General features: G+C 40.1%; 13 protein-coding genes. 8 read left to right on the top strand and 5 right to left on the bottom strand.

Features of this window, described 5'->3' with window-relative positions:
• Positions 1 to 170 precede the first annotated feature (170 nt).
• The gene (locus MSBR3_RS18985; protein WP_155396806.1) at positions 171 to 740 is read left to right on the top strand and encodes a hypothetical protein; all 570 of its coding nucleotides are present in this window, start codon (positions 171 to 173) and stop codon (positions 738 to 740) included.
• Positions 741 to 1,035: 295 nt separating this feature from the next.
• On the opposite strand, the gene MSBR3_RS11985 is transcribed toward MSBR3_RS18985, so the two are convergent.
• The gene (locus tag MSBR3_RS11985) at positions 1,036 to 1,665 is read right to left on the bottom strand and encodes a hypothetical protein (RefSeq protein ID WP_230627424.1); all 630 of its coding nucleotides are present in this window, start codon (positions 1,663 to 1,665) and stop codon (positions 1,036 to 1,038) included.
• A 461-nt stretch (positions 1,666 to 2,126) separates the two neighbouring features.
• On the opposite strand from MSBR3_RS11985, the gene MSBR3_RS11980 reads away from it, so the two are divergent.
• The 6 genes from MSBR3_RS11980 (at position 2,127) to MSBR3_RS11955 (ending at position 10,035) form a co-directional block, all read left to right on the top strand.
• Positions 2,127 to 3,743, top strand: coding sequence for an ABC transporter substrate-binding protein (locus MSBR3_RS11980; protein WP_052723389.1), 1,617 nt, complete (start codon positions 2,127 to 2,129; stop codon positions 3,741 to 3,743).
• Between the two features lie 744 nt (positions 3,744 to 4,487).
• Positions 4,488 to 6,125 carry an ABC transporter substrate-binding protein gene (locus tag MSBR3_RS11975; RefSeq protein WP_048108398.1) on the top strand — a complete coding sequence of 546 codons (1,638 nt, stop codon included), beginning with the start codon at positions 4,488 to 4,490 and terminating at the stop codon, positions 6,123 to 6,125.
• Between the two features lie 262 nt (positions 6,126 to 6,387).
• Positions 6,388 to 7,380 (top strand): ABC transporter permease, encoded by a 993-nt coding sequence (locus MSBR3_RS11970; protein ID WP_048108397.1) that lies wholly within the window; start codon positions 6,388 to 6,390, stop codon positions 7,378 to 7,380.
• Complete coding sequence (locus MSBR3_RS11965) at positions 7,377 to 8,234, top strand: ABC transporter permease (RefSeq protein WP_048108396.1); 858 nt, start codon at positions 7,377 to 7,379, stop codon at positions 8,232 to 8,234. Before MSBR3_RS11970 ends, MSBR3_RS11965 begins: the two co-directional genes overlap by 4 nt.
• A gap of 186 nt (positions 8,235 to 8,420) precedes the next feature.
• On the top strand, positions 8,421 to 9,434 hold the full coding sequence (locus MSBR3_RS11960; protein WP_230627422.1) for an oligopeptide/dipeptide ABC transporter ATP-binding protein: 1,014 nt from the start codon (positions 8,421 to 8,423) through the stop codon (positions 9,432 to 9,434).
• Positions 9,424 to 10,035 (top strand): ABC transporter ATP-binding protein, encoded by a 612-nt coding sequence (locus tag MSBR3_RS11955; RefSeq protein WP_048108395.1) that lies wholly within the window; start codon positions 9,424 to 9,426, stop codon positions 10,033 to 10,035. The genes MSBR3_RS11960 and MSBR3_RS11955 overlap by 11 nt, the downstream gene beginning before the upstream one ends.
• 410 nt (positions 10,036 to 10,445) lie before the next feature.
• Here MSBR3_RS11955 and MSBR3_RS20350 read toward each other — a convergent pair whose 3' ends face one another.
• From MSBR3_RS20350 to MSBR3_RS11940, 4 genes are all read right to left on the bottom strand, one after another.
• Complete coding sequence (locus MSBR3_RS20350) at positions 10,446 to 10,607, bottom strand: hypothetical protein (protein ID WP_155396805.1); 162 nt, start codon at positions 10,605 to 10,607, stop codon at positions 10,446 to 10,448.
• A gap of 137 nt (positions 10,608 to 10,744) precedes the next feature.
• Positions 10,745 to 11,872: an isocitrate/isopropylmalate dehydrogenase family protein gene (locus tag MSBR3_RS11950; RefSeq protein WP_048108394.1), complete on the bottom strand. Its 1,128-nt coding sequence runs from the start codon at positions 11,870 to 11,872 to the stop codon at positions 10,745 to 10,747.
• 95 nt (positions 11,873 to 11,967) lie between these two features.
• Entirely contained in the window at positions 11,968 to 12,456 is a 489-nt protein-coding gene (locus tag MSBR3_RS11945; RefSeq protein WP_048110428.1) for a 3-isopropylmalate dehydratase small subunit, read from the bottom strand.
• A gap of 187 nt (positions 12,457 to 12,643) precedes the next feature.
• Positions 12,644 to 13,981 carry an ATP-binding protein gene (locus tag MSBR3_RS11940; RefSeq protein WP_048108393.1) on the bottom strand — a complete coding sequence of 446 codons (1,338 nt, stop codon included), beginning with the start codon at positions 13,979 to 13,981 and terminating at the stop codon, positions 12,644 to 12,646.
• A 190-nt stretch (positions 13,982 to 14,171) separates the two neighbouring features.
• Here MSBR3_RS11940 and MSBR3_RS11935 point away from each other — a divergent pair, with 190 nt between their 5' ends.
• Entirely contained in the window at positions 14,172 to 14,771 is a 600-nt protein-coding gene (locus tag MSBR3_RS11935) for an NAD(P)H-dependent oxidoreductase (protein ID WP_048108392.1), read from the top strand.
• Positions 14,772 to 14,927: the final 156 nt, after the last annotated feature.

The raw sequence follows: 14,927 nt of genomic DNA, 5'->3' as shown, positions 1-14,927 counted from the left end.
TGGATCTTGTTCACGAATCTGATATATATTTTTCTTACTCTGTTTATCGAACGGCTAGCTAAAAAGAACTGAATATAAACGGAGTTTATAGGTTTTTTCACCCTATTGGGAATTCTCTTTATAACAATTATGGAAAATTATATAAAGAGAATAAAGCAATTATCACTATTTTGGTTCAACCAAGCATGTGGGATATCGTCATAAAAGCAGCCATTGTTCATACACTCACTTATTTCATAGTAGGAGCTGGTGCATTCTACTTTTTTAAATACTCTGAGCGGCATGCCAGCCCTGTTCTCAGATCTTTTATGAGACAATCCGATGACCCGCTTGTTAGAGCAGGTCCTCTATTTCAGCCTATAAGAGGTATTCTCTTCGGTTTTATATTCTATCTGCTTAGGGATGTTTTCTTTCTGGAAAATAACGGCTGGCTTGTTATGTGGGCGACTCTTGTCGTAATTGGCATAGTTTCGACTTTTGCACCAGCTCCCGGTTCAATCGAGGGATTCATATATACAAAACTGACTCCAAGCAAAAGTGGAATTGGTGGCATGATAGAAGTCCTCACCCAATCATTTCTTCTTTCAGCCCTTTCTTATTATTGGGTAAAACATCCAGAATTATCATGGCTTAACTGGGCCCTTGGAACATTATTTCTAATTTCTATGGCTCTTCCGGTACTTGGCTTTCTGGCTAGCAAAAAAACCGGAAACAATATATCCAGAAAAAGGTTGCAATAACGGGCTTATAATTTTAGTGGATCTTGCTCACAAATAAAACTCTAGAGCAATTTAATTATTTTACTCTGGTTCTTTGGTAGAGTTTTGGTAAACATCTTTAAAGTATTTACTGTTAAGAATTAGTGTATTTCATGTTAGGAGTTTAGCCTTGCTTCCCCGTTCACTCTTAACGATCTTCCTGCCTGATGGAGGCCAGTATGGAACGTGGCGCAAACCTTACAAACTTGATTAATTTCTTAAATTGAAGACAGTAGGAAGAGATTTTATCCGTATAGTAAGCGCGAAAAATTACTTTTTATATTTCAAGTTGTTTTGGAATCCCGTATAGTTCAACAGAGGAATGTATAAATGCCGTAATTGGGCTTTCCATTTTCCATCTTGGAGAAAGCTGCATTCCTCTGTCTGGAATATCACGGAAGGGATTGGTATTTTCGTATAGGGTATACATGATTGCGCCTTCTATTCGCTCAAGAATCCTAGGCTCAGTACCTATGTCTGCTACGAAAATGCTAAATTCTGCTAGCTGTTTTCCTGCAGCTTCTACCAGCTCGCTTTTCCTGTGCTCGTACTCATCGCGTCTCTGGCGTGCAACTCCCCACCCATGCCATATCTCTTTTCGTACTCCGTGCTTCATGGCATCCATGTCTAAAATTGTATAATCTCCACTAAGGTATTTTTTTGTATGTTCACGGAAACGTTGCGGTATAGGTCGGCGTGTATATCCAGCTGCATAGACTATGTATCCATTTTCATATACAGAAGTCTGCAAGTAGACCCCAGGGTGCTTAGGAATCGGAGGAAGATTTGATTCAGTCTCGAATTTTGGCCATGAATAAGGCCCTTTCCATTCAATGTCTATTTCGTCTTTGGCATCAATTGAAACATTATCATAAATGGAAGCTTGCTTTGTTCTTTTTTTCGTCATCACTGTCACATATATCAGTTTCAAATCCTTGTTTTATTGGATCTTGCTCACGAATAAATGTCCCTCGAGCATGATAAGGTTGACGAGAGTTTCAATCGTTTTTCTTCACTAAGAAATTAAATTCAATCCAGAATTGACAAATGAATAAAAATATTATTTTGTATTATCTAATTTTATAAATTTACTATATTGATGTTACATATATTTAGAAATGTATTTATAACAAAACGAGATTAGTCTTGTTTGTCTTATTTTTTACAAAGAATGTATTGCAATATTGTTATGTTTTCTTAGTAAAGTGTTATTTAACTGGGTTGAAATTACTGAAAACACTACTGTTAGGTAATACTGTTTCAATAATTTAATATAACTACGAGGAAGGAGGAGTTTAAATTAAGAAAAATCAGCAATATATCTTAATAGGGGCAATAGCCATAATTATTGCGGCTGCTGTTGCTTTTATGCCGAGTAATGAGCCAGCAAATTCGGCTTCCATGATGTCGGATGGATCGGTTTCCGGAGGTTCGGATAATTTAACTTCCGAAAACTCGGATGAATCGACTTCCCAGGGCTCGGATGAACTGGTGGCAGCCGTAGGAACTCATGGCGGAGAGCCGGAAACAGGTTTTAACCCAATTACCGGATGGGGTTATAGTCGTGAACCGCTGGTTCAAAGTACTCTTTTAAAAAAGGACAGTAATGGGTCTCTTATTACGGATTTGGCAACAAACTATTCTGTTAGTGACGATGGGTTGACCTGGACTGTTAAAATAAGGGACGATGTTAAATTCCATGACGGAGTGCCTTTAACGGCTAAAGATGTGGCATTTACATTTAATACTGCGGCAAATTCGAGTGGAGTCGACCTCTCAGTTTTGAAAAATGCGGTAGCACTTGATAACTACACGGTTGAATTCAAATTAGATGATCCGCAGGCGACTTTTATTCACAAGCTTGTAGCTCTCGGAATTGTACCTGAACATGCTTATAATGAGACTTACGGAGAACATCCGATCGGGTCGGGCCCATATCGATTTGTAGAATGGGATAAAGGCCAGCAGGCGATCTTTGAAGCAAATCCGGACTATTATGGTCAGAAGCCGTACTTCAAAAAAATAACTTTACTCTTTATGCAGTCCGACACGGCTTTTGCTGCTGCCAAATCAGGGCAAGTTGACCTGGCTGAAATTCCTTCTTCCTATGCTAATCAGAAAGTAGATGGAATGAAAATGGTATCTCTCAGTTCCATTGATGCTCGGGGAATAACTTTCCCAATGCAGCCTGATACGGGAAAGAAAACGGAAAATGGCTACTCAATCGGGAATAATGTAACCTCCGATCCTGCGATAAGAAAAGCCCTGAATATCGGAATAGACAGGCAGGCTTTAATCGATGGAGCGTTAAACGGGCAGGGTGAAGAGGAATTTACTGGAGTTGACAAACTGCCCTGGGGCAATAAAGAAGCTATATTCGAAGACGGAAAAGTAGACGAAGCAAAGAAGATTTTAGCGGACGGCGGCTGGAAAGATGCCGATGGTGACGGTATTCTTGAAAAGAATGGGTTGAAAGCGGAATTCACCTTACTGTATCCTTCAAGTGCCCAGGAAAGGCAAGCATTAGCCGTCGCATTGGGCGAGGAAGCTAAAAAACTGGGAATAAACATCAAAGTTGAAGGTAAGAGCTGGGATGAGATTGACACTCTGGCGCATTCAACTCCTGTAGTTTTCGGTTTTGGCACACTGGATCCAACTGACTTATACCTGAAATACTACAGCAAAAGCTACGACCCTTCAAACTACAACAATATAATAATGTACAACAATTCGGTCGTGGATGACTATCTAAGGACAGCCATAACCAGCACTGATCAGGACACTGCCAATAAAAACTGGCAGCTGGCTGCCTGGGATGGAACAACAGGATTTTCTGAAAAAGGAGATGCTACATGGCTCTGGATTGCAACTATTGATTACCTGTACATTATGGACGAGGACATAGATATCGGAACTCCCAAAATCCAGCCTCACGGTGCCAATATCTTCGGTAATATCCTGGAGTGGAAACGCACAGGAAACTAAGCTGAAATCTGGATTTCAACGAAGAACAGTCACGAAAGTCTTTTAGCAAGGCTGAGAACTGTTCCTTAAAGTTCTTAATTAAGCTGAGGGTACAAAATTCCTCAGTGTTACTTTTTTGGCAAAGTTTAATTGAAATTTGTGTTTTTATTTTTTGCACATATTCTCATATTTTTATTTTTTACACATATTCTCATATTTTTATTTTTTACACATTTTTCATATTTTGCACATGTTCTAATATTTTACCATGTTTTCATGTTTTTAAACATAATATTCTTATATATTATTCTTAAATATCGTCTCATCTTAACATATTTATCTACTTTTAACTATCTTTTAGTGTCGCTAAAATTATACTTTTTCATTACACAATGCATCGATAATTTTCAGATTTAAAAAACGCATAAAGTTTTTTTATTTAGTATTACTAAACTCCTTAATACTAATAATTAGTAACACATAAATTTCGGAATGTATTTATAGTAAATTGTTTTAATTGTGTTATCTTAACTTTACTGACAAAAGTAATATTTTATATCATATTTTTATTAGGAAAATGTTATTTAATATAAGATTCCGGTCATCTGGACAGATTTAAAAAACCTTTACTTGGCAATCCAATTTTTGCTTAAATGTTCTGGACTCTGGTAAAATAGAGGAGGTGTCTATATTCAGAAAAATCAGCAATATCTACTGATAGGGGCAGGAGTCATAATCATATCGGTTATCCTCATTTTTACATCAATGGGCGATCCGATTAGCTTGTCATCCCATGTTTCTGATGGATCGATTTCAGGGAGCTCGGATAAACTCGTTTCCGAGGACTCGGATGAACCAGCTTCTAAAGGCTCTGATGAACTTGTGGTGAATGTAAATTCGCATACCGGTGAGCCCGAAACAGGATTTGACCCTCTTCTAGGATGGGGGTGCGGGCATGTGAATTTTGAGCCACTTATACAGAGCACTCTTTTTAAGTCAGCTGACAATGGAAGCATAATAAACGATCTTGCTACGAATTACTCTGTCAGTTCGGATGGTGATACCTGGACTGTGCATATTAGAGATGATGTCAGGTTCACGGACGGTAAAAACTTAACCGCAGAAGATGTGGCATTTACGTTTAATACCGCAATTGGAAGCAACTCCGAACTGGATATGAGTAATCTCGAAAAAGCCACTGCAGTAAACAACACTGCAGTTGAATTCAAACTGAAAGAGCCTCAGTCCAGTTTCATATGGAGACTCAGATACGTTGGGATTGTGCCGGAACATGCATATAAAAAAGAAACCTACGGAACCAATCCGATAGGATCCGGGCCTTATAAACTTGTAGAGTGGGACAAGGGGCAGCAGGCAATCTTGGAATTAAATGAAAATTACTATGGAAAAAAGCCATATTTCAAAAAAATAACCATGCTGTTTTTGGATAAAGATACTGCGTTTGCAGCAGTAAAATCCGGGGATGTGGACATAGCTGAAATTGAGATTAGCCATGCAAATCAGACTGTAGATGGGTATAAGTTAGTAGATCTTCCGGCAGCAAGGGCTCAGGGACTATCCTTCCCTATGCAGTATAACACAGGCAAAAAAAGCCTTCAGGGAGACCCAATCGGCAATAATGTCACAGCAGACATAACAATTCGAAAAGCCTTAAACATTGGTATCGACAGAAAAGCCCTGCTTGACGGAGTCATATACGGAAAAGGAGCCGTAGAATATACCGGAGTAGACCAGCGGGATTTCGGGAACCCTGAAGCGAAAATTAACGATTCAAATCCCGAGGAAGCCCAAAAAATACTGGAAAACGCAGGCTGGAAAGACACCGACGGTGATGGAATTCGGGAAAAGAACGGAACTGAAGCCGAATTTAAGTTATACTACTCTGCTACTGACCAGACAAGGCAAGCTCTATCAGTAGCTGTAAGCGAACAGGCTAAACAATTAGGAATAAAAATAGACCTTGTAGGAGCAAGTTGGGACGAAATCTACGCTAACCAGTATAGTTCAGCTGTATTATACGCTTACAGCAGTATAGATACCTTTAATCTCTACCAGCAGTACCACAGCAAAGAGGCTGATGATACCTACAGGAACCCTGGCCTTTATAATAATTCTATTGTAGACGGATATCTGGAAACAGCTCTGAGGTCCACAGATCAGGACCAGGCTACAAAATACTGGAAGTTAGCTGCATATGACGGAAGTACCGGTTTTGGGCCAGCAGGAGATGCTACCTGGTTATGGCTGGTAACAATTGATTACCTCTACATGGCAGATGAAACCCTGGATATTGGTACTCCGCAAAGAAACGCAGGAGCAGATGTTTTAGGAAATATCTATGAGTGGAAAAGAGTAGACACAGCAAACTCGACTTCCAAGTGAGACTTTATCCGATAATTAACGGATAACCGAGCCTTTAATTCTGATCTTGCAGGCTCAGTTACTCACTTTTTCCTTTATTGCTATCAACAGTCGAGTTTAATAACTGACTATAAAAGGTACTAAAATGTTTGTTTTCCAGGACTTAACTCTATTCTGGCTTAAAAAATAAAAAAACCTTGAATAATCCCCAGAAATAGTTCACAGGTCAGTATTCACGTTAAAACGGACACCACTATAGAATAATTATGTATGAGGGAGTAGCGTGTCAAACAATGAAAAAATAGCGAGTTTCATCGGAAAAAAGGCACTCAGGTTGACAAGCCTTTTGATTATAGTTTGTTTTGCAAGTTTCATGCTTATCCAGTATTCGCCTATAGATCCCGTTAGAGCCTATATTGGGGAGATGCCAGTAACCGCAGAGCACAAAGCTAAACTTGAAGCGTACTGGGGGGTTAACACTCCTCCACAGGAAAAATTCCTCAACTGGGCCGGAGATATTCTTAAAGGAGACTTTGGGACTTCTCTAATTTATAGAACTCCAGTTATTGACGTCATTGAAGAACGATTTACAGCTTCTCTAATCCTGATGGGGATTTCCTGGCTGCTTTCAGGAATTCTGGGGTTTGCTTTAGGAATTATAGCGGGCGCGAATCAAGGTACGTGGGTTGATAAGGCAATAAAAACTTATTGTTATGCTCTGGCTGCTGCACCTACGTTCTGGCTAGCACTGCTGCTTTTGATAGTGTTTTCGGTATATCTGGGCTGGTTCCCAATAGGATTAAGTGTACCTATAGGGGTTACAGCCGACAATGTGACGTTTTTTGATTGGCTTAAGCGTTTAATTCTCCCTGCGATAACTTTGAGTTTATTAGACATTGCCAAAATTACAATGTTCACTCGAGAAAAATTAATCGAAGTTCTATCCAGTGATTATGTCTTATTTGCAAAAGCAAGAGGTGAAAAAGGGCTGGATCTGATTTTGAGGCATGGAGTTCGAAACGTTGCACTTCCGGCCATTACTCTGCAGTTTTTAGGGTTCAGTGAATTGTTCGGAGGCACAGTCCTTGTTGAACAGGTATTCTCGTATCCCGGAATCGGACAGACTGCAGTATCAGCAGGATTGAAATCCGATGTACCGCTGCTTTTGGGAATAGTCATCTTCAGTACTTTATTTGTTTTCTTTGGAAACCTGATTGCTGATATTATCTATGAATTTATTGACCCCAGGATAAAACAACAGGAGGCATTGGTATGAGTACTGCTGTTGTGACAGTTAACAGGGGACTATTCGGAGGATTAAACCTCAGGCAGAAAACGCTTCTGGTAATAGGTTCCACTTCACTTTTATTGCTTGCAATTGTGGTTTCCAGCGTGTTTTTAGGTGAGGAACCGCTACAGACAAATTTCGGCTCTAAAAACCTTGCCCCTTCTCTGGAACATCCGTTCGGAACGGACTGGATGGGAAGAGACATGTTTATAAGGACTCTGGAAGGACTGGGTCTAAGTATATTGGTTGGAGGGCTCGCTTCCACAATTAGCACTCTATTGACCGTAATTCTGGGATTACTTTCAAGTGCGGGAAAAACTGCAGACTCCTTTGTGTCGTGGTTAGTAGACCTCTTTCTTTCAATTCCTCATCTGCTTTTAATAGTTCTTATTTCCATAGGAATCGGAGGGGGAGCAGCAGGAGTTATCACCGGAGTTGCATTAACGCATTGGCCGAGCTTAACAAGGGTCGTAAGAGCAGAAACCAAGCAGTTGAAAACCCAGGAATATATTCATATCTCCAGGAATCTTGGCAGGTCAAAATGGTGGATAGCTACAAGACACATTCTACCTCATCTGGTCCCCCAGATACTTTTGGGCACAATTTTAATGTTTCCACATGCGATTTTACACGAAGCTTCAGTCACATTCCTGGGATTCGGGCTTTCACCACATGAACCGGCAATCGGCATAATTCTTTCCGAATCTATGAGGTACCTTTCAGCAGGATACTGGTGGCTTGCGTTTTTCCCTGGATTATCCCTGTTAATTGTAGTCCTGGCATTTGATATGATTGGAGAAAACTTAGGAAAGTTGATAAATCCGAAAATTGCTCATGAATAATTTTTCTTCCGTTATTAGACTGGAAATATGCTGGATAAAAAATGGTGCTGACCTAGAGGTGTACTTGATTAGAAATGTACTGGATTAGAAACGTACTGGATTAGAAACGTACTGGATTAGAAACGTACTGGATAAAAAGTGTACTGGACAAAAATATGTTAAATCTATATCTGGAGAGTGTGAAGTGTGGGAAGTAAAGCTGAAATAAACCCTAAAAAAGAGTTATCCACTGGACTTGAAGCAGTTGCTAGAGAACGGAAAAAAAATGAAGCTCTGTTGACAGTCGAAGATCTTTCACTTTCGTTCACTCAATATATGTCAGGACTCAGGCAGACTGAGCTGAAAGTAATTTCTAACTTGAGTATCCAGGCTTATAAAGGTGAAATTTTAGCTATCGTAGGGTCAAGCGGATCGGGTAAAAGTCTTCTGGCTCATGCGATTTTAGGAATTTTGCCTTTGAATGCAAAACTGGATGGTAAGATGGAATATGATGGTAAAAAACTTACCCAGGAAAGAAAAGAAGAACTGAGAGGCAAAGAAATAGCCCTGATCCCGCAAGCTATAACCTATCTTGACCCTTTAATGAAAATCTCGAATCAGGTAATAGGAAGTGTTGAAAAGGAAAAAGAGGGTTTAATGAAGAAACTTCAGGGAGAAGTTTTTCAGAGGTACGGTTTAAAACCCGAAGTAGAAGGAATGCTTCCTCATGAGCTATCAGGAGGAATGACCAGAAGAGTTCTGGTCTCCACTGCCGTAATAAGCTCTTCAAAACTCATAATTGCAGATGAACCAACCCCTGGCTTAGATGATAAAACTTTGAATGAGACCCTGAGTTACTTCAAAGACATGGCAGATAAGGGGTGTGCAGTGATACTCATAACTCACGATATCGAGGCTGCACTAAAAATCTCCCATAAAATCGCAGTATTTTACGCAGGTACGGTTCTGGAAGTAGCGAATGTTGAAGACTTTAAAAACAATGGTGAAAACCTGAGGCACCCGTATACCCGTGCACTCTGGAATGCTCTTCCCCAGAATAAGTTTCAGGCAATCAAAGGCCATCAACCGATGCAGGATGAAGTCATTGACGGATGTATCTTTTATGACAGATGTTCCAAAAAGAAAGCTATATGTTCCAGGGGAATTCCTCAATTGAAACAGGTCAACGGAGGGGTGGTGAGGTGTAATAATGCATCTTAAAGGTGAGAACATAAGTTTCGAGTATAAAATAAATAATCCGGTTTTAAAAGATGTTAATATTTCTTTGCACAGCGGGGAGGTACTGGGCCTCATAGGGGACAGTGGAAGCGGTAAATCAACTCTATGTAAAATTTTGGCAGGCTATGAGATTAAGTACCAGGGAAAAGTAAGTATGGATGGAAACGAAATTCCATCAAAAGGTTATAATCCCGTCCAGCTTGTCTTTCAACATCCTGAAAAAGCTGTAAATCCGAAATGGAGGATGAAAGATATTCTAAACGAAGGACATCTTGTGTCACAGGATATTTTAGAGGCCTTTGGAATAAAAAACAACTGGCTTAACCGATGGCCCAATGAGCTTTCCGGAGGAGAACTCCAGAGGTTTGCCCTTGCAAGAGCTCTAAGCCCTAAAACCAGATTTTTAGTAGCTGATGAAATTACTACAATGGTAGACGCCATTACCCAAGCTCAAATCTGGAACATTGTTTTAAACATTGTCGAAGAACTTAACATCGGAGTACTGGTCGTAAGCCATGACAGGAATTTAATTAATAAGTTATGCCACGATACCATTTATCTAAAAGACATAAACAATGTTTGACAAAAACCAAACAATATCTGACAAAAATCAAATAATTTCTGATAAAAACCAAATCATATCTGATTAAAAACTAAACAATATCTGATAAAAACCAAATGATATCTGATAAAAAATTTAACTGACTATTAGGTAGAATATTCAATATTTAACTTTGAGGCTTTTTGTTTTAATATAACAAAGCGTAAAAACAACCCGGCTTTAGCTGGAGGTTGTAGCGCCAATCTAATTTTTTTCCATGTAGTATTAAAGACCTGTTTTATTACAGAGCTCTTGAGTCTGATTCTAGTTTGCTGCAAAGTCTATGCACAGGTTTTACTACAAAAATTATATTAATAAAACAAGAAAACAGAAGTTTTTTCAGCTTAACTGGTAACTCTCAGTACTCGAAATATGGTTCTGTGGATAATATTTCAGGCATCTTTCAAGAAAAGTTTATAAATTCCGCAGTAGCTTTTGTCCAGTGCTTCCGTACATGTGTAAGAATCATCTTTATATGCAGTGCATTTCGATGTGTACTCACATTTCATATCAAACAAATTTGATGTCCCAATCACCATATTAAAAATTTTCATATGATATTATACGCAACAAACATATTTAAATTTATTCTATAGTTCCAGATTATGAGCTTCGTGTACGGCAATAATGAAAAAGAAGTACGAAAAAAGAATAACGAAGCAGAAATAGTGAAAAAAAGCGAAAGGAAGGGTTATTCTCCCTTTATTATCCTTGCAATGTCGTCTCCGACATCTGAGGTTGTACTCTTGCCGCCCATGTCGTAGGTTTTTACTTTGTCATCCAGGATGTTTTTCTGGATTGCATTGACTATCGTGTCTGCGGCTTCCTTTTCTCCTAGCTGTTCTATGAGCATTGCACCTGCCCAGATTGTGGCAATAGGGTTCACTTTGTTCTGTCCTTTGTACTTCGGGGCTGAACCGTGAATCGGCTCGAACATGCTTGTGCCTTTCGGATTGATATTTCCACCGGGAGCAAGGCCGAGGCCGCCCTGGATCATGGCTCCGAGATCAGTAATAATGTCTCCGAACATGTTAGGGGTTACGACAACATCGAACCATTCCGGATTTTTCACAAACCACATTGTGATGGCATCAACGAAGTTAAAGTCTGTAGTAACACCGGGATGTTTTGCAGAAACTGCATTGAACTCCTCTCTCCAGAAGCCGTAGATATCGGAAAGCACATTTGCCTTATCAACGGATGAAACATGTTTTTTCCGGTTCTCGGCAAGGTCAAAGGCGTACTCGATAACCCTTTTTGTGCCTTCTTTGGAGATAAGGCCTATCTGGTATCCTATTTCTTCGCTGTCGGTCTCGATATCAAGACCGAATTTTGCGGAGTAGAGCGTTCTTTTTACTTCAAGAAGGTCTTTACTTGCTCCTTTTTTTGCCCTGCCGCCTACTCCTACGTAGAAGTCCTCGGTGTTTTCCCTGACAACCACGAAATCGATATCTTTTGAAGTTTTGTCTTTGAGGGGAGTCCATACTCCGTCAAGAAGTTTTATCGGACGAAGGTTGACATATTCGTCAAAGTAAAAGCGTGCAGTTAATAAGATTCCCTTTTCAAGGACACCTGGAGCAATCCTTGGGTCTCCGATGGAACCAAGGTAAATAACAGGGTATCCGGATAATTCTTTTAAGGTCTCTTCCGAAATCAGTTCTCCCGTCTCAAGATAATGGTCTGCTCCATGCGGGTATTCAATCCACTCTACATCAAAACCGAATCTTTCGCCAGCGGCATCTATGACCTTTCTGCCTTCGGCGATAATTTCTGGGCCTATCCCGTCACCCGGGAGGACCGGAATCTTATACTGCGTCATATTTATACTCCATTGTAATTTACAGGCAAAATTGCCTTTTTTATTGCGAGATCTCAAACGCGGACAGGGCTGTCTCAGGACAGATTTCCTGTTTTTTAGCGTCCAGAGACCAGTTTCCTGGCATATTCTATAAGTCCTCCCTCATCCACGATTTCACGCACGAAATCAGGGAGAGGGGTTGCCTGGTAGGTCTCACCTTTTGTCTTATTTCCTATAACTCCTGTGGCAAGATCTACTTCAAGTTCATCTCCGTCATCAATCCTGTCAGTGTCAGGGCATTCCAGGACAGGAACTCCGATATTTATTGCGTTCCTGAAAAAGATCCTTGCAAAGGATTTTGCAATTACGCAGGCTACCTTTGCTCCTTTCAGGGCAAGAGGCGCATGCTCGCGCGAGGAGCCGCAGCCAAAATTATTTCCCGCGACCACTATATCATTTTCATGAACGTTTTTTGCGAATTCGGGGCGTACGCCTTCAAACGTGTACTTTGCAAGCTCTTCAGGGGTATTGTAAATCAGGTACCTTCCGGGAATTACTGCATCCGTATCTACGTCATTTCCGAATTTCCAGGCTCTTCCTCTCATAACATCACCGGTCTTTTGCTGCAATTAAGTGCAACTACATTAGAATTTTTGCAGCCTGAGTTTAGCTGCATTCACAGGGTTGAAGTATCACAGGTAATATTTATATTATTTTCTAACAGGGCCAAAAATTAGTTAACAATTCAAATCCTCTGACTCCTGAGTTTCCCAGGGAAATTTACAGAATGAGTTACTTTTGTAGTTGAAAAGTATTTCTGTCGTTTTTTTCTTCATTATGTGACTCAAGAGCACTTGGTTCTCCTCCTCCATGCCAGCTTAGTCTCGGACGGATACGCACAAGATGAACTGACTCTGAATGGTCGTCCACTATCAGAGCAGCCCCTCTTTCACTTCCCATTTTCTTAATATATGCCTGGAGATTTTCCTGCATATAAAGAGGCCGTGAAGCTTCCAGAGCAAGAATATCATCACTTGCCGTAAGACGATGACAGATCAAAAGGTCACTCTGGGAAACCACATCAGGGTGCAGACTTGCAGGTCTCTGGGTTGCCAGGACAAGGGAGAGACCAGGCTGCCGGCCCTGTCTGAGGCAGCGGTTAATAAGCACTTTTGAGGCAAGGCCTTCAGTCTTTGCGGGTATGAAAATGTGAGCTTCATCTATAAAGAGCCAGACCATGGGAAATTCTTCTTCATCGGTTTTTTCCCCCATAAGTTTTTTTTCATAGGTTCTTCTTGCCTCAAGTCTTGCTTCATAAAGCCTGCCTGCAATAATTGATACTGCTGCAGCGCAGATGTTTTCGTCTTCAAGCGTACTCACATCAAGGATAGTTGTTCTTCCCCCTGATACGATATCTGACAGTTTTATCCCTTCTTTTGAGAATAGGCCCCAGGAATTTACTGCCCTGAAATAGTTCTCTGCAGCTCCTTTTGAAGCTTCGTCAGAGTGAGGATCCCGTGCAATCTCGCTGAGAATTTCCTCAAAAGAATATGCTTCTCCTTTTTCCCTGAGGGATTCGATTGCCCTTACCAGCAAAACCCCAGGAGGAGAAACTTCCTCGATGTTAAAGATCCTGCACCACTGGCTTCCTGAAAGTCCTCTTATCGGAATGGAAAACGGCTTTACATCGATATTCCGTTTTCTGTAAGCTTCGACCTTGCCCTCAGGCACGAAAATCTCTATCTCTAGTCCTGCTGGAGTGAGATCCAGGTTTTTAAGCCTCTGCGCTTCAAAAGCGTTTGGATATTTCAGTGTCCAGAAAATTCCCATAGTGTCAATAACAACGGATGCAAGTTTTTTCTTAATTGTAGGCTCAAGAAAAGCAAGTTCTTCAAGCAAACAGCCCATAGTATAGGATTTTCCGTATCCTCTTTTCCCGCAAATCAAAATAGCATGAGGCTTCAGGGCATCAAGGTAAACGGCTGCTCCCCGAGAGTGATCGAGTGCCATGTAATTTCCAATCGACAAAAGTCCCTTCCCGGGATTCTCTTCACTTCCAAGTACACGCAGCTTCCCTGTGATTTTTCCTCCAAAAGCAGGACTGAGTTCTTTATTCTCTATTTTTTGCATCAAATAGTATCGGACTGAAAACTATTTAAAATAATTTATTTCCCCAAACTTAAAATAAAAATCCCCACTTTGATCTTTTCACAATCTTTTTCTTCCATATGAGGACGATATCTGGAAAAGTCTAAAGCTCACGTAGATATGTGACATCATCAGTAAAGCATATATTCACAGGATAGGAAGGCAAAATTCGATGAATATACTGGTAATTCTTGGACATCCAAGTAAAGGTAGTTTTAATCATGCGATTGCAAATACCGTTATAGAAACCCTTGCAAGTAACGGGCATGAAGTTTTATTTCACGATCTTTATGAGGAAAAATTTGATCCGATTCTCTCAGGTCAGGAAATCCCTAAAGGCGCTTCTTTAGAAGGAATAATAACAGAACACTGCAACGAAATTAGCAAGGCTGAAGGGATTGTTATAGTTCATCCTAATTGGTGGGGACAGCCGCCTGCGATTTTAAAAGGATGGATAGATAGGGTAATACGTGCTGGAGTAGCATATGAGTTTAAAGAAGGAGATAGTGGCGAAGGAATACCAACAGGACTGTTAAAAGCAGAAACGGCTTTAGTATTCAACACATCAAACACACTGAGAGAACGGGAACTGCAAATGTTTGGGGATCCGCTTGAAATATTATGGAAAAACTGCGTTTTCGATTTCTGTGGAGTAAAAAACTTTCATAGAAAAATGTTTGGGGTTATAGTTACCAGTAAGCTTGAAGAACGGTTAGGTTGGTTAAAAGAAGTGAAGGAAACAGTAGATATGTATTTCCCTCATAAGTTCTGAAAAAACTTGTTTGAAACATCAAAATTAACACTTAAAAAAAAGATTAATAATTAAGAGAAAAAAATTAAGGATTTAAGGAAAAAATTAAAGATTTAAGGAAAAAAGTTAAAAGTTAAAAATCAAGAAAAAAGTTAAAAGTTAAAAATTAAAAAGTTA

This window comes from Methanosarcina barkeri 3 (genome assembly GCF_000970305.1).
Taxonomy (GTDB): Archaea; Halobacteriota; Methanosarcinia; order Methanosarcinales; family Methanosarcinaceae; genus Methanosarcina; species Methanosarcina barkeri_A.
Note: the sequence above shows the minus strand (reverse complement) of the source record. Positions and strands in the feature narration are given on the sequence as shown.

Bases quoted from the DNA above. Each gene is read 5' to 3' on its own strand.
- MSBR3_RS11985 (WP_230627424.1), bottom strand. From the start codon at position 1,665: ATGACGAAAAAAAGAACAAAGCAAGCTTCCATTTATGATAATGTTTCA.
- MSBR3_RS11980 (WP_052723389.1), top strand. From the start codon at position 2,127: ATGCCGAGTAATGAGCCAGCAAATTCGGCTTCCATGATGTCGGATGGA.
- MSBR3_RS11975 (WP_048108398.1), top strand. From the start codon at position 4,488: ATGGGCGATCCGATTAGCTTGTCATCCCATGTTTCTGATGGATCGATT.
- MSBR3_RS11965 (WP_048108396.1), top strand. From the start codon at position 7,377: ATGAGTACTGCTGTTGTGACAGTTAACAGGGGACTATTCGGAGGATTA.
- MSBR3_RS11955 (WP_048108395.1), top strand. From the start codon at position 9,424: ATGCATCTTAAAGGTGAGAACATAAGTTTCGAGTATAAAATAAATAAT.
- MSBR3_RS20350 (WP_155396805.1), bottom strand. From the start codon at position 10,607: ATGAAAATTTTTAATATGGTGATTGGGACATCAAATTTGTTTGATATG.
- MSBR3_RS11950 (WP_048108394.1), bottom strand. From the start codon at position 11,872: ATGACGCAGTATAAGATTCCGGTCCTCCCGGGTGACGGGATAGGCCCA.
- MSBR3_RS11945 (WP_048110428.1), bottom strand. From the start codon at position 12,456: ATGAGAGGAAGAGCCTGGAAATTCGGAAATGACGTAGATACGGATGCA.
- MSBR3_RS11940 (WP_048108393.1), bottom strand. From the start codon at position 13,981: ATGCAAAAAATAGAGAATAAAGAACTCAGTCCTGCTTTTGGAGGAAAA.
- MSBR3_RS11935 (WP_048108392.1), top strand. From the start codon at position 14,172: ATGAATATACTGGTAATTCTTGGACATCCAAGTAAAGGTAGTTTTAAT.